The sequence below is a fragment of the Pediococcus ethanolidurans genome, from assembly GCF_964062635.1.
GTDB classification, from domain to species: Bacteria; Bacillota; Bacilli; order Lactobacillales; family Lactobacillaceae; genus Pediococcus; species Pediococcus ethanolidurans.
On record NZ_OZ061250.1, the window covers coordinates 1,269,211 to 1,284,363 of the forward strand.

Here is a 15,153-nt window from a genome sequence, read left to right on the forward strand (position 1 = left end):
GTACGAGATATTAATGATGAAAAGGAATGGCTTATGAAAGTATTGGCATTAGACACTTCAAATCGACCGTTAAGTGCAGCGGTCCTCAATGATAACCAGTTGTTAGCCATGACAACAACAAATATTCGTAAAAATCATAGTATTCAATTGCTTCCGATTGTGGAAGACCTTTTGAAACAAACAGGGTTATCACCAAATGATTTGGATCGAATAGTTGTGGCACAAGGCCCTGGCTCATATACCGGACTGCGAATTGCGACAACCACAGCAAAGACTTTGGCTTATACCTTAGATATTGATTTAGTGGGAATTTCCAGTTTGAAAGCTTTGGCAGCCAATGTAAATGATACAGGACGCATTATTGTACCTTTGTTTGATGCTCGCAGAGATAATGTTTTTGCGGGAATTTATCAACGAACTACCACGGGTTGGGATACATTGATGGAAGATCGCCATATTTCTGTTAAACATTTGGTTGCAAACTTAGTGGAAATGAAAGCGCCAGTTTGGTTTGTGGGACAAGATGTGGCTATTTATGCTGAAACTTTAAAATTACAGTTAGCTGATAATTTTCATCAAGTGTCACATGCAGAAAATTTGCCTAATGCTTTTGTTTTGGGACAACTTGGATTGCAAGCAACACCCGTTGAACATCCATTCAACTTTGTACCTAAGTATTTGCGCCTGACAGAAGCCGAAGTTGAATGGAAGAAAAAACATCCACACGAGGATACGAAGCCGTATGTTGAAAGAAATTAAAGAATTTATCAAAAATCGCTTTTTTAATCGAACTAAACAATTGCGAGAGCAAGCTTTTGAAATTCACGATCATGTGATTCGAATTGAAGATGATACTTATTTCATTGCTAAAGCGATGATTCCAGATATCCCCGATATTTTGAATGTAGAACGTTCTGTTTATGAAGGGCAAACACCTTGGGATCGCGCAGCTTTTGCAAATGAATTACGGCGTAAATTTGATCGCCTTTATTTAGTCATTCGTTACCATGACCGCATGCTGGGTTTTATCGGGGCCTCCTTTGATGATCGAACGGCGACTGCACATATTACCAATGTAGCAGTGGTGGAAGATAAACAAAATCGAGGGATTGGTTCCTATTTACTTAAGGTAATGATTGATAAGGCTGAATACATTGGTTATAAAAAGATTACGCTAGAAGTGAGAAAAAGTAATATCAGTGCTCAGGCTTTATATTTGAAGCTTAGATTTGAAAAAACTGGCATAAAGGCACATTATTACTTTGGTGATCACGAAGATGCCATCGATATGACATTAAATCTGACACAAAAGGATTAGGAGAATTATGCGCAAAAAAAATTTAATTTTAGCGTTTGAATCAAGTTGTGATGAAACCAGCGTCGCAGTTATCGAAAACGGCGAGAAGATTTTATCTAACGTGATTGCAACACAAATTAATAGTCATAAACGTTTTGGTGGAGTCGTGCCAGAAGTGGCCAGTCGTCACCATATTGAACAGGTTACAATTTGTATTGATGAAGCTTTGGAAGAAGCTAATGTGAAACCATCTGATTTGACCGCGGTGGCGGTTACTTATGGGCCTGGATTAGTTGGTGCTTTGTTAGTTGGTGTTGCGGCGGCAAAAGCCTTTGCCTATGCTAATAATTTACCTTTAGTACCTGTAAACCATATGGCCGGTCATATTTACGCGGCTCGTTTTGTTAAACCAATTGTCTTTCCAGCAATGGCTTTGTTGGTATCAGGCGGTCACACTGAGTTAGTTTACATGCCATATGAAAATGAATTTCAAATTATTGGTGAAACACGCGATGATGCAGCTGGAGAGGCGTATGATAAGATTGGCCGTGTGCTGGGGATGACTTATCCAGCTGGTAAAGACATTGATGAATTAGCTCATAAGGGGAAGGATAGTTTTCATTTTCCGCGGGCAATGATGCATGAAGATAACTTTGATTTCAGTTTCAGTGGTTTGAAGAGTGCTTTTATCAATACAGTTCACCATGCGGACCAGATTAATGAAACGCTTGACCGTGCTGATCTAGCGGCTAGTTTTCAACAAAGTGTGGTTGATGTAATTGTTGAAAAAACATTGTGGGCTTGCAAACAGTTTTCAATTAAGCAACTAATTTTGGCCGGTGGAGTGGCAGCTAACCATGGTTTAAGGGATACTTTGTCAGCAAAGCTGAACGAAAAATATCCAGATTTAGATTTTGTTAAGGCGCCGTTAGAATTATGTGGCGACAATGCTGCAATGATTGGTGCAGCTGGTTACGTTACTATGAAACATCATGTATTTGCAGATGCAAGTTTAAATGCAGAACCAAGTTTGGAATTTGACTGGGTACCAGATGCTGTCAAATAAAACGAAGTGGAGACAAGGGCATGACAGATAAAAAATTTACTAAATTGAAAAATGAAATCGATATGATTATTGCTCGTGGTGATATCTATGGCGCTTCTTTTAGTTTTATTAATGAAAATCAAATTGATAGCTTTTACCATGGATTTCAAGGTAAGGATGCGTTTGCAGAACGATTAGATCCTTCAATGATTTATGATTTATCTTCCTTGACTAAAGTGGTCGCAACCACAACCAGAGTGTTTCAATTGTTAGCAGTTCACGAATTAGGATTAAAGGATTCGGTTACCGCCTATTTACCTGGCTTTTCCCATCCTGAAGTGACAATTGAAAATCTTTTATTGTATAACAGTGGGTTACCCGCGGATGTTGAAAATGAACATAATCTAACTGGTGTGGAACTTATCAAGAAACTGTATGAGGATCCTTTGGTCTACAAACCTGGCGAAAAAACCGTTTATTCTGATCTGGGCTTTATTTTATTGGGATTAATCATTCGTACTTTGAATGGTTCAATCGATAAGAGTGTTCAGGATCACATTTGGTATCCACTTGCGATGACGAATACAGGATATAATTTGAACCGACCGAAGTCTCGGTTTGTTCCAACTGAAGTTGATGCTCAGCGTGGTCAAATTCAAGGACAGGTGCATGATTACAAGGCTCTTTTGCTGAATGGTGAAAGCGGGCACTCCGGTCTTTTCTCTACGTTAAGTGATTTAACCGTGTTTACCGAAATGATGATTAATCGGGGAAAATATCAGAAAAAAGAAGTTTTGGATCCTAATTTATTTGATTTGATGGCAAGCTACGATGAAAATGGCCGGACACTAGGTTGGCGTCGTATTAACCATAAAGAACAGTATGTCCAAACTGGATATACAGGCACAATCTTAGCATTTGATCCAGAAAATAAACGTGGATTTGTCTTTTTGACCAACCAAAATTACCCAACCCGAGAAGATAGTCGATGGAATGAAGATCGAGATCGGTTATTGGATTTATTCTTTGGTGAATAATTAAAAAGATCAAGTTTTGCAGCTGCAAAAGCTGTCCAAAACTTGGTCTTTTTTAGTTTAATTTTTCAAGTTGTTCACTAAGCTGAGTCCATTTATTTTCAACTTCCGTGATTTGTGCTTGTGTTGCGGTTAAGGTGTTTTGCAGTTCTTCAAGCTTCAAATGATCATGGAAGAATTGCGGATCCGCCATTTGAGTTTGAATTTTATTCTCAGTTGCAGCCAACTCATCTAATTTATTTTCTTGTTTTTCAACTTCTCGTTGTAGTTTACGTTGAGCTTTTTGATCCTCTTTAGAAGCGAGATAATCTTGTTTTTTAGAATTATTGTCAGTGACCGTGGTTGCCTGGTTTGTAGCCGTGGATGAAGTCACTTTCTGATCTTCTTTTTTCATTAGGTAATAGTCGTAATCGCCTAAGAATAGCTGACTGCCTTGAGGTGAAATTTCAAGAATCTCAGTGGCCACACGATTAATGAAATAACGATCATGTGAGACAAATAGGACAGTGCCATCGAACTCATTAAGCGCATTTTCAAGTACTTCACGACTATCAATATCTAAATGATTAGTAGGTTCATCCAAAATTAAGAAATTGTCAGCCTGCATGGTGAGTTTGGTTAGGAGCAGCCTTGCTCGTTCACCACCACTTAAGTTTTTAACGGGTTTTAAAACATCATCTCCAGAAAATAAAAAACTGCCAAGTAAGGAACGAATATCTTTTTCTGATACTAATGGGTGTTGATCCCATAATTCATTTAAAACGGTTTTTTTATCATCCAAATTGTGTTGTTCCTGGTCGTAGTATCCAATTTCAACACCAGCTCCAAGTTTCACAGTGCCAGCAAGCAATGGAATTTGTCCAAGGATACTTTTTAATAAAGTTGATTTTCCAATTCCGTTTGGTCCCACAATACCCAGAACATGGTGTTTGTTTAACTCAATATTTATTGGTGATGATAAAACGTGTTGATCATAACCGATGGCAGCGTTTTGCACAGTTAACACAACGTTACCGCTAGAATGTTTGGCAGCAAAATGGAAGTGCATTTTGGCGTTATTATCGGTAGGACGCTCTAAAACGGTCATTTTTTCTAATTGTTTTCGTCTGCTTTGTGCTCTTTTGGTAGTAGAAGCACGAACCAAGTTTTTGTTAACGAAATCTTCTAGTTTATCGATTTTAGTTTGCTGTTTTTCATAAGCTTTCCACTCGCTCTTTAAACGTGCTGCTTTTTGATCTACATAATCGGAATAATTTCCTGTATAAGTTGTCAACGTTTTTCGATCTAAATCAAGAGTACGCGTGACCACATGATCCAAAAAATAACGATCATGGGACACAATAAGTAGGGCACCGCTGTATGACTTAATGTATTTTTCCAACCAGGTCAATGTATTCATATCAAGATGATTGGTTGGTTCATCCAAAACTAGCAGATCATGTTGCTCTAACAATAATTTGGCCAACGCTAATTTAGTCTTTTGACCGCCTGACAGTGTATTTACGGATCGTTGATAAACTGATTCTTCAAAGCCAAAGCCATGTAAAACTCCTCGAATTTCAGCCTGATAGCCGAAACCGTTTTGTGCTTTAAACGTTTGTTGTTTTTGATCATATACATTAGACAGCTTTTCAAATTTTTCAGAATTAGCAATAATAGTTGGATCACCAAGTTGTTTTTCTAATTCATGAATCTCTTTTTCGAGTTGAATTACTTTTTTGAAAACTGTCAGCATTTCATCCCAGATTAAGTTATCAGTATTTAAGCCTTGATTTTGTGCAAGGTAACCGATTGATAGCTCTTTTTTGGTTGTGATTTCGCCACTATCTGGTTGTGTGTCGCCAATTAACATTTTGAGCAGGGTTGTTTTGCCGGCACCGTTTCTGCCAACTAGTCCGATTCTATCCTGTTCTTGAATATCAAAAGTTACATGAGAAAACAAGGGGTCGCCGCTAAACTCACGGCTAACATCTTGAGCCTGTAATAAGATCACAATCATTCATCCTTTCATGTTGCTATTTTATTATATCTTAAATTTTGTTTCTTGTTGTAAGTGGTAAAATAGAGCTTGTTAATTATTCACAAACTTCATTGGAGGTTTAAGGATGGAAACTAAAATTCCAGAAGCGACCGCAAAACGGTTACCACTTTATTATCGCTATTTAAATAACTTATTGTATGCAAATAAATTACGTGTTTCTTCAGCAGAATTAGCTGAATCTATTCAAGTTGATGCGGCGACGATTAGACGCGATTTTTCCTATTTTGGTCCGCTAGGTAAACGGGGCTACGGTTATGATGTTCACAAACTCATTGATTTTTTTAAGAAAATTTTGGATCAAGACACATTGACTAATGTGGCGTTAATTGGCGTTGGAAATTTAGGGCATGCGTTGTTAAATTTTAATTTTCATAAAAATAGCAATGTACGTATTAGCGCAGCGTTTGATATTGATCCCCAGTTGATTGGGTCGGTTCAAAGTAATGTGCCAGTATACAGAATGGACCAATTGCAAGAACAACTTAAAGATCAACGGATTGAAATTGCCATTATTACGATTCCCGCAACTATTGCACAAAAAGTTGTCGATAAATTAATGCAAGCTGGTATTAAAGGAATTATGAATTTCACGACGGTTCGAATTTCTGTTCCAGATGGCATTCGAATTCAAAATATTGATTTAACTAATGAACTTCAGACTTTAATTTACGCAATTAATCATGATTAATGGTTTAAAGAGTCAATAGAGGTAAAACAACTAAAGAGTTCATTAATATATGTGCAATCATGGAAGTTTGAATTTTGCCGGTATGATGATAAAGCCAACAAAACCATAAGCCAATAGCACCGTATAAAACTAAGTGACCGTCTGCATGTGCAAACGCAAATAAAGTACTAGCCAGCAGTGCGGTAAGAAGCTGGGCAATATTGGGGCCGAGAAAACCAAATAATGTCGCAAGATTGCCAAAAAGTACTTTGCGGAAAACAATCTCTTCCATAATGGGTGCCCCGACTATAAGAATTAGGGCATACAGTGGATAGTGTTTGACAATGGCTAACAAATTATTCGTATTTTGAGAAGCAGCGTTGCCCCCAGCCTGAATGGTTAAGCGAAGAATAATCGTTTGCAAAATTATGACAATAATAAAACCGAGAATGCCCCACAGAACAATCTGCCAAGCATGGCTCGATTTTTTTTCAGGATAGTTTTTAGGCATATCATGAAAGGCCAAGAAACTTAGAATAATGGCACCGACCAAATAATCAATAATTTGAACATTAAAAATTACTGCATGTGTTAATTTAAAGGAACTATTTAAAAAACTTGGCAAGAGATAAATGATTAAATACGTAATTAATATATAGATGGATTTCTTTTCAAGTTTCATACTGAACACCTCACAAGTATTCCCTTAGTATAGCATGTTTGCGCGGTTCGAAAAGCCTTTTGTCAAAAAAGGTCAGTAAAATACTTGCATTCTAGTTTAAGAATGATATAGTAAATATTGTTGTTAGCACTTAACAACTAAGAGTGCTAAATATTCATAAATATATAACTGGAGGGATTCATTTTGTTAAAACCATTAGGAGATCGCGTGATACTAGAAGCACAGGAAGAAGAAGAACAAACTGTTGGTGGCATTGTCCTTGCAAGTAATGCTAAGGAAAAGTCACAAAGCGGCAAAGTTGTTGCTGTGGGTGAAGGACGCGTACTAGATAACGGTGAAAAGGTTGCACCTTCTGTTAAGGCCGGCGATACAGTAATTTTTGATAAGTATGCCGGTACTGAAGTTTCGTATGAAGGCAAGAAGTACTTGGTACTTCATGAAAAAGATATTGTAGCAGTTATTGACTAAACAAACTAAAAAATTTTGAGGTGAAATATTTATGGCAAAAGAAATTAAATTTTCTGAAGATGCACGAACAAAAATGTTAAAGGGTGTTGATAAATTAGCTGATACAGTTAAATCAACCATTGGACCAAGGGGTCGTAACGTTGTTTTGGAACAGTCTTACGGTTCACCAACAATTACAAATGATGGTGTCACAATTGCTAAAGCAATCGATCTTGAAGATCATTTTGAAAATATGGGTGCTAAGTTAGTATCCGAAGTTGCTTCTAAGACAAATGACATTGCCGGCGATGGTACAACAACGGCAACTGTTTTGACACAAGCAATTGTTAATGAAGGTATGAAGAACGTAACTGCTGGTGCTAATCCTGTTGGAATTCGTCGCGGAATTGAACGTGCAACTAAGGCAGCTGTTGAAGGTCTTCACAAGATGTCTCATGATGTTAAGACTAAGGATGATATTGCTCAGGTTGCTTCAATTTCAGCTGCTAATGAAGAAGTTGGTAAGTTGATTGCTGACGCCATGGAAAAAGTGGGTAACGATGGTGTAATTACAGTTGAAGAGTCACGTGGTGTTGATACAACACTTGATGTGGTTGAAGGAATGCAATTCGATCGTGGCTACATGTCACAATACATGGTTACTGATAACGATAAGATGGAAGCAGATCTAGATAATCCGTACATCTTAATTACTGACAAAAAGATTAGCAACATCCAAGATATTCTGCCATTATTGCAATCTGTTGTTGAACAAAGTCGTTCACTTTTAATTATTGCTGATGACATTACAGGTGAAGCTTTACCAACTTTGGTATTGAACAAAATGCGTGGAACCTTTAATGTTGTAGCTGTTAAGGCACCTGGCTTTGGTGATCGTCGTAAGGCACAACTTGAAGATATCGGTATTTTAACAGGTGGAACAGTTATTACTGATGATTTAGGGTTGAACTTGAAAGATACGACTATTGATCAGTTAGGTCAAGCCAACAAAGTTACAGTTACAAAAGATGATACAACTATCGTTGAAGGTGCTGGTAACAAAGACCAAATTGCAGAACGAGTTGCAACAATCAAACAACAAATTTCAGAAACTACTTCTGATTTTGATAAAGAAAAGTTGCAAGAACGTTTGGCTAAATTAGCTGGCGGTGTGGCTGTTGTCCGTGTCGGTGCAGCTACTGAAACAGAATTAAAAGAGAAGAAGTACCGAATTGAAGATGCATTGAATGCCACAAGAGCCGCTGTTGAAGAAGGCTTTGTTCCTGGTGGTGGTACTGCTTTAGTTAATGCAATTTCATCACTTGATGGTATCAAGGCTGATGGCGATGAGTTAACTGGTGTTAATATTGTTAAACGTGCTTTAGAAGAACCAGTTCGTCAAATTGCAGAAAATGCTGGTGCCGAGGGTTCTGTCGTTGTTGAGAACTTGAAGAAACAAAAACCAGGTATTGGCTACAATGCTGCTACTGGTAACTGGGATGACATGGTTAAGGCTGGAATTGTTGATCCAACTAAGGTGACACGTTCAGCTTTGCAAAACGCTGCCAGTGTTTCAGCTTTGTTATTAACAACAGAAGCTGTTGTTGCTGATAAGCCCGAACCAAAGGATGATGCTGCAGCTGGTGCACAACCACAACCAGGTGGTATGGGCGGCATGATGTAAGCTATAAATGGTTTAAAGTCTCAAAGTCAGAAAAATCTGATTTTGAGGCTTTTTTTGTTGTAAATTAATGATAAAAAGCCGATTAATATGAAAATGAATATTAAAGTTGCACTTCGTTCTGAGATGTGTTTGAATGGATTGCGTGGTAATCAGTTTGCATTTAAGTTCGCGAATTTCATGAAAAAATGAAAACTGGATATAGAATAACAGATTCATTTGTAGTAAACTTATTTTTGATTTGCACTGCCCGAGTTTTTACTCGGGTTAATTTTATTTTTGTAGAGGAGCATTATAAAATGTGGCGTTATCTAAAACGGCTCTTGATTGGAAAACCGTTAAAAACTTTAGATGAAGGTGGACAATCATTAACTAAGTTTAGAGCTTTGGCTTTGTTGTCTTCAGATGCTTTGTCATCCATTGCTTACGGAACTGAACAGATTCTTTCTGTTTTACTGGTTCTTTCGGCAGCGGCAACTTGGTATGCAATCCCGGTAGCGGGAATTGTTTTAGTTCTTTTGTTTGCAATTATCATCTCGTATCGACAAATTATTAATGCGTATCCATCTGGTGGTGGTGCGTACGTTGTTGCTAGTACTAATTGGGGACAGTCAGCTGGATTGGTTGCCGGTGGATCTTTGCTAGTAGATTACATGTTGACCGTGGCCGTTAGTGTCACTTCAGGAACTGAAGCAATTACTTCAGCCATTCCTAGTCTTCATGCTTATGCAGTTCCAATTGCAATTTTAATTGTTATTGGTATTATGGCTCTCAATTTACGGGGTTTGAGAGATTCGGCCTCTTTTTTAACTTTTCCAGTTTATTTCTTTATTGTAATGATCACCATTATGATTGGAATTGGTTTCTTTAATATCATTACTGGTCGTGTTGTGGCACATGCTGCAGCCAGTTTAGGTTCTGCTGTACCCGGGATGACCATTGTCCTTTTCTTAAAGGCATTGTCATCTGGTTCTTCATCTTTAACAGGTGTTGAAGCAATTAGTAATGCTGTTCCTAATTTTAAACGTCCACGTCGTAAAAATGCTGCTAATACTTTGGCAATCATGGCATTAATTTTGGCTGTTTTCTTTGCTGGAATTACATTCTTAAGTTATGCTGGTGGAATTTTACCGAATGCAAATCAAACCGTTCTTTCTCAAATTGGAGAATCCGTGTTTGGTCACGGTCTGTTTTTCTATTTATTGCAATTATCGACCGCTTTAATTTTGGCTGTTGCAGCTAACACAGGTTTTTCGGCATTTCCAATGTTAGCTTATAATTTGGCTAAGGATAAATATATGCCACATGCTTATATGGATCGTGGAGATCGTTTGGGTTATTCTAACGGTATCATTTCTTTAGCCGTTGGTGCGATTGTGTTAATTATCATTTTCCACGGTCAAACAAGTCTCTTAATCCCACTTTATGCAGTGGGGGTGTTTGTGCCGTTTACACTATCACAATCGGGGATGATCGTTCACTGGTTCCGTGAACGGACAGGACACTGGTTATTAAAATCGTCTGCAAACTTATTGGGAGCAGTTTTATCGCTTGGATTAGTTGTTTGTTTGTTCTTCTTACACTTTGGCAATGTTTGGCCTTACTTAATTGTGATGCCTGCACTTTTACGATTGTTCTATAAGATTCATCAACATTACGTTAAAGTCGCAAAACAACTGCGTATTGCAGCCAAAGGTAAAGTTCAACTGCACGATTATGATGGTTCAACGGTGATTGTGTTGGTTAGCAATGTCACACGTGTGACCGCCGGAGCAATCAATTATGCGCGTTCAATTGGCGATTATGTAATTGCGATGCATGTTTCGTTTGATGCGGATCCTAAAAAAGAACATAAGACAGCAGTTGAGTTTAAAGCGGAGTATCCTGACGTTCGATTTGTAGATATTCATTCTTCGTATCGATCAATCGCTAATCCAACTTTACGTTTTTGCGATGTGATTGCACGACGAGCATCAGAACGTAACTATACGACCACTGTGCTTGTACCGCAGTTTGTTCCGCGAAGACCTTGGCAAAATATTTTGCATAATCAAACTGGATTGCGATTACGTGCAGCGCTTAATTCACGCGAAAATATTATTGTTTCAACCTATCATTATCATTTAAATGAATAGTTTTCTAAAATTTAGTTAATTTAATAAGGAATAATCAAACTGGCGGTGATAAAAATATAATTAAACCGTCAGTTTTTTGTTTTGATTTAAGGTGTAAGTGGTATCATAAAATGACTTGTGTTACTTATGTCGGCTTTGTATAATAGTTATAATGTCTAGAAAAGAGGTCTAACATGCGATTTGAAATTATTGTAAGCTTATTTGCGACAGCAATTATCTCTGCCGTACTAACGCCGTTTGTTAGACGACTCGCATTTAAAGTTGGCGCAGTAGATGAGCCTTCTGCACGGCGGGTAAATAAAATTCCAATGCCCACAATGGGTGGCTTGGCAATTTTTCTTGCTTTTAATTTTGCCACTTTCTTTCTATTGAGAGCGCAAATTCCTACAAGGCAATTGTGGGGAATCTTTGGTGGTGAATGTATCATTGTCCTAACAGGAATAATTGATGATATTTTTGTCCTAAAACCTTATCAAAAAATGATCGGTATTTCACTTGCAGCAATTGAAGTTTTCGTCTTTGCCAATGTACGAATGACCACGTTAACGATTCCATTTCTAGGAACGGTTGGATTGGGTTGGCTTAGCTTTCCAATCACGTATTTGTGGATAGCGGCGATTACCAACGCGATCAATTTAATTGATGGTTTGGATGGGCTGGCGACGGGTGTTTCCATTATTGCATTATTTACAACGGGAATTACGGGACTCTTCTTCTTGCCGACGCCTAACATTTACACGGTTATTATGATTTTTACACTGGTAGCAGCTGAAATTGGGTTCTTACCCTACAACTTTTTTCCAGCTCGTATTTATTTAGGCGATACCGGTGCATTGTTTATTGGATTCATGATTTCGGTATTTTCGTTATCAGGATTGAAGAATGCCACGTTTATATCTGTTATCATTCCAGTTATGATTTTAGGTGTACCCATTACCGATACGGTTTTTGCCATGTTGAGACGAATTTTAAACAAACAGTCGATTTCGCAAGCAGATAAACGTCATTTACATCACCGCTTAATGCAGATGGGATTAACGCATCGACAAACTGTTTTTGTGATTTATGGTATTTCACTGATCTTTTCTTTTATTGCACTGTTATATCCGATCTCACCAATTTGGGGATCAGTTTTGTTAACAATTGGTATTTTAATTGGGTTGGAATTATTTGTGGAAGCAATTGGGTTGGTCGGTCAAGACCGCAGACCGCTTTTGAATTGGATTCAAAAAATTGTTACTTCAAATACATCTAAAGAAACCAGCGATCAATTGGAAAATGAACGCGAAGAAAGACAACGAGCTGCAAAGATTAAAGCAGAACAAAAAAAACAAAATGATACCGATTCTAAAAATAAACATTAAAAACTACTCACTGGGTAGTTTTTAATGTTTATTTTTTTACTGGTACTTCGTTAAATTGTTTACCAGTCGTTTGAAAAGTAACGTGACCGTTTAAAAGATTTGTGATGTTTTGTTTAAATTGTTCAATATGTTCAGTTATCACCGGAATTGTTATCGTGATTTTTTCCGCATATTGGGTATTTTGAACGATAAGATCGTGTGTGCTTAACCAGTGGGTGACTGGGTCGTATTGTGAATAGTCGATCGTTAGAACTAAGGTGGTCTGTTCAATGCGTTCGACGAGACCAATTTCGTCTAATACTTGGGACGTGGAATTACTGTATGCGCGAATTAGCCCACCGGCACCAAGCTTGATTCCGCCAAAATAGCGGGTAATCACCACTAAAACGTTATGGACATTCTTTTTTTGAAGTACTTCCAGAATTGGAACTCCGGCAGTTCCTGAGGGCTCACCATCATCGCTTGCTCTTTGAATATAATTATCATTACCAATCATGTATGCAAAACAATGGTGATTGGCTTTACGATGATTAAGCTTAATTTGATCAATAAAATTAAGTGCATCCGTTTCGTTTTGAATGCGGAAAGCAGTCGCAATAAAACGTGATTTTTTGATTTCAAGTTCGTGAGTACCGTTTTTAGAAATTGTAATAAAATTACTGGTCATGGAAAATTTACCTTTCTTTTTTGCGTACTTAATTACTGGGTGATAAAAATGAACAAATCCGAATTTTATGGGCGGCTAGTTTTGAAAACACGAAACTGGAAAGACGAAGGAATCAAAACTATCAAGATGCCAACCATGGCTGTCAATGAGGGTCGTGTACATTGCTTGCGTTGCAATACCTGGTTTGTAAAATCACTCGTTCAATTACCCAGACAAGAGTTCTACTGTCCTGAATGTATTCAATTAGGAAGAGTCACAACTTTAGAAAACTTTTTCACGCTTAAAGAACCTAACCAATTTAAACAACTTGCGCATTATTTAACTTGGGAAGGTAAGCTTACAGAAAGCCAACTACGGTGTTCAAAAGAAGTGATTCACTCATTTAATCATGGCAAAGACCATCTTTTATGGGCTGTGACGGGTGCCGGAAAAACAGAAATGCTATTTCCTGGAATTAATGAAGCCTTACAAGCGGGGAAACGAGTCTGTTTAGCTTCGCCGCGTGTGGACGTCTGTTTAGAACTTTTTCCACGGCTACAAGCAGCATTTAAGCAGGTTGACATTGCGTTGCTTCATGGCCGTCAAACTGAGTCTTACCGTTATACACAATTAACTATTGCCACAACTCATCAACTATTAAGATTTTACCATGCTTTTGACGTTTTGATTATTGATGAGGTGGATGCTTTTCCATATGCTCAAAACAAAAAATTATTATATGCTACTACACAAGCCAAGAAAGAGACTGGTTCGTGTTTATTCTTGACAGCTACTCCAGGAGAAGAACTGTTAAAAAAGGTGCGTCAAAAACAGCTTGCCGTCAGTTATTTACCTCGGCGGTTTCATGGTTTTCCATTGCCAGAAATTCAGGTTAAATTAGTTTTAAATTGGTATTCTAAAATGTATGCCCAAAAGTTGATTAGGCCTTTGAAAAGATTTATTAAAAACTGTCAAGAAGCCAATCGTCAGTTTTTAATTTTTGTTCCCCACATTAAGTACTTACCATTTGTGTTAAAAGCAGTTGCAAAAATATTTCCCAGTTTAAAAATAACCACCGTCTTTTCAGCAGATGAACAACGACTAGAAAAGGTGCAGGCAATGCGAAAGCATGAGATTGATGGGCTGATTACGACGACAATTTTAGAACGAGGTGTTACTTTCCCTGGAATCGATGTTTGTGTATTAGGGGCGGACGATGACACCTTTTCGTCTGCAGCGCTGGTTCAAATTGCAGGACGAGTGGGGCGTAGTCCAAAACGACCAACGGGAAATGTCTTATTTATCTGTGCGGGATTATCTCGTTCGGTTAAGAGAGCGATTCAACAAATCAAATTCGTTAATCGAAAAGCGAAGGAGGAAGAACATGCAATGTCTTCTGTGTCACCGTCAGATACGTGAAGCGTGGCCGTTGGGATCCTTAATACTTCCACAAAGAAAACGAATAAGTACCACGTGTGCAGAATGCTTAGGTACTTTTCATAAAATTAGATTTAAAACAAGTTGTGTAGGTTGCGGGCGTCATCAGGGTTCAAAGAATTTATGTCAAGATTGTCAAAAATGGAAAGCTAAAGTTAATTATCATTTTGTTAATCATGCCCTGTATCAGTATGATGCCACAATGAAGCAGTATATGCACGACTACAAATTTCAAGGACACTATCAATTACGTCACGTATTTGCGAGAGCCTTTTCTCAATTTATTGCAGCACAGAGTAAAGCAGATTATTTGGTTGCGTTGCCGATTGATGATCAAACTTGGCAAACGCGTGGGTTCAATCAAGTAACAGGATTACTTGAAGATTTACAAATAATTGAAATTTTGAATATGAAACGTAATGCAGATGAAAAGCGACAGTCGCAAAAGAAACGGCATGAACGCTTGAAAACTAGTAATCATTTTCAAATTGATGTAGAATGTCCAGAACAGATCAAAGATAAGCAGATTTTATTACTCGATGACGTCTATACAACAGGAAGAACACTTCGGCATGCTGCAGAAACACTGTATGCAGCCGGCTGTAGGACTGTTGAAAGTATCACGTTATGTCGTTAATAATTTTTTCTCGTTTTTCATTTGTTTAAAATAGCGTTTT

General features: G+C 37.8%; 14 protein-coding genes. 11 read left to right on the forward strand and 3 right to left on the reverse strand.

Features of this window, described 5'->3' with window-relative positions:
• Positions 1 to 33 precede the first annotated feature (33 nt).
• From tsaB to AB3219_RS06255, 4 genes are read left to right on the forward strand one after another with little or no spacing between them, the layout of a single operon-like run.
• Positions 34 to 759 (forward strand): tRNA (adenosine(37)-N6)-threonylcarbamoyltransferase complex dimerization subunit type 1 TsaB, encoded by a 726-nt coding sequence (gene tsaB, locus AB3219_RS06240; protein ID WP_216754201.1) that lies wholly within the window; start codon positions 34 to 36, stop codon positions 757 to 759.
• Complete coding sequence (gene rimI / locus AB3219_RS06245; protein WP_216754202.1) at positions 743 to 1,318, forward strand: ribosomal protein S18-alanine N-acetyltransferase; 576 nt, start codon at positions 743 to 745, stop codon at positions 1,316 to 1,318. The genes tsaB and rimI overlap by 17 nt, the downstream gene beginning before the upstream one ends.
• Positions 1,319 to 1,325: 7 nt before the next feature.
• On the forward strand, positions 1,326 to 2,363 hold the full coding sequence (gene tsaD, locus AB3219_RS06250) for a tRNA (adenosine(37)-N6)-threonylcarbamoyltransferase complex transferase subunit TsaD (protein ID WP_216754203.1): 1,038 nt from the start codon (positions 1,326 to 1,328) through the stop codon (positions 2,361 to 2,363).
• A 20-nt stretch (positions 2,364 to 2,383) separates the two neighbouring features.
• Entirely contained in the window at positions 2,384 to 3,379 is a 996-nt protein-coding gene (locus AB3219_RS06255; protein WP_263773356.1) for a serine hydrolase, read from the forward strand.
• A gap of 52 nt (positions 3,380 to 3,431) precedes the next feature.
• Here the strand turns inward: AB3219_RS06255 and AB3219_RS06260 are convergent, their stop codons facing one another.
• On the reverse strand, positions 3,432 to 5,369 hold the full coding sequence (locus AB3219_RS06260; protein WP_263773355.1) for an ABC-F family ATP-binding cassette domain-containing protein: 1,938 nt from the start codon (positions 5,367 to 5,369) through the stop codon (positions 3,432 to 3,434).
• A 112-nt stretch (positions 5,370 to 5,481) separates the two neighbouring features.
• Between AB3219_RS06260 and AB3219_RS06265 the strand changes: the two genes are divergently transcribed.
• Complete coding sequence (locus AB3219_RS06265) at positions 5,482 to 6,105, forward strand: redox-sensing transcriptional repressor Rex (RefSeq protein WP_216754205.1); 624 nt, start codon at positions 5,482 to 5,484, stop codon at positions 6,103 to 6,105.
• A 4-nt stretch (positions 6,106 to 6,109) separates the two neighbouring features.
• Here the strand turns inward: AB3219_RS06265 and AB3219_RS06270 are convergent, their stop codons facing one another.
• On the reverse strand, positions 6,110 to 6,766 hold the full coding sequence (locus tag AB3219_RS06270) for a CPBP family intramembrane glutamic endopeptidase (protein WP_216754206.1): 657 nt from the start codon (positions 6,764 to 6,766) through the stop codon (positions 6,110 to 6,112).
• Positions 6,767 to 6,949: 183 nt separating this feature from the next.
• Here AB3219_RS06270 and groES point away from each other — a divergent pair, with 183 nt between their 5' ends.
• The 4 genes from groES to AB3219_RS06290 all read left to right on the forward strand — a co-directional run bounded on the left by groES (position 6,950) and on the right by AB3219_RS06290 (position 12,393).
• Positions 6,950 to 7,234 carry a co-chaperone GroES gene (groES, locus tag AB3219_RS06275; protein WP_216754207.1) on the forward strand — a complete coding sequence of 95 codons (285 nt, stop codon included), beginning with the start codon at positions 6,950 to 6,952 and terminating at the stop codon, positions 7,232 to 7,234.
• A 31-nt stretch (positions 7,235 to 7,265) separates the two neighbouring features.
• Positions 7,266 to 8,897, forward strand: a complete 1,632-nt coding sequence (groL, locus tag AB3219_RS06280; protein WP_216754208.1) for a chaperonin GroEL — start codon at positions 7,266 to 7,268, stop codon at positions 8,895 to 8,897.
• Positions 8,898 to 9,193: 296 nt separating this feature from the next.
• Entirely contained in the window at positions 9,194 to 11,029 is a 1,836-nt protein-coding gene (locus AB3219_RS06285) for an APC family permease (RefSeq protein WP_216754209.1), read from the forward strand.
• 173 nt (positions 11,030 to 11,202) lie between these two features.
• The gene (locus tag AB3219_RS06290; RefSeq protein ID WP_057805837.1) at positions 11,203 to 12,393 is read left to right on the forward strand and encodes a glycosyltransferase family 4 protein; all 1,191 of its coding nucleotides are present in this window, start codon (positions 11,203 to 11,205) and stop codon (positions 12,391 to 12,393) included.
• A 28-nt stretch (positions 12,394 to 12,421) separates the two neighbouring features.
• Here the strand turns inward: AB3219_RS06290 and AB3219_RS06295 are convergent, their stop codons facing one another.
• Complete coding sequence (locus AB3219_RS06295; protein ID WP_216754210.1) at positions 12,422 to 13,060, reverse strand: YigZ family protein; 639 nt, start codon at positions 13,058 to 13,060, stop codon at positions 12,422 to 12,424.
• A 48-nt stretch (positions 13,061 to 13,108) separates the two neighbouring features.
• Between AB3219_RS06295 and AB3219_RS06300 the strand changes: the two genes are divergently transcribed.
• Together AB3219_RS06300 and AB3219_RS06305 are read left to right on the forward strand one after the other, a co-directional pair.
• Positions 13,109 to 14,458 carry a DEAD/DEAH box helicase gene (locus AB3219_RS06300; protein ID WP_263773354.1) on the forward strand — a complete coding sequence of 450 codons (1,350 nt, stop codon included), beginning with the start codon at positions 13,109 to 13,111 and terminating at the stop codon, positions 14,456 to 14,458.
• On the forward strand, positions 14,424 to 15,113 hold the full coding sequence (locus AB3219_RS06305; protein WP_263773353.1) for a ComF family protein: 690 nt from the start codon (positions 14,424 to 14,426) through the stop codon (positions 15,111 to 15,113). Before AB3219_RS06300 ends, AB3219_RS06305 begins: the two co-directional genes overlap by 35 nt.
• Positions 15,114 to 15,153: the final 40 nt, after the last annotated feature.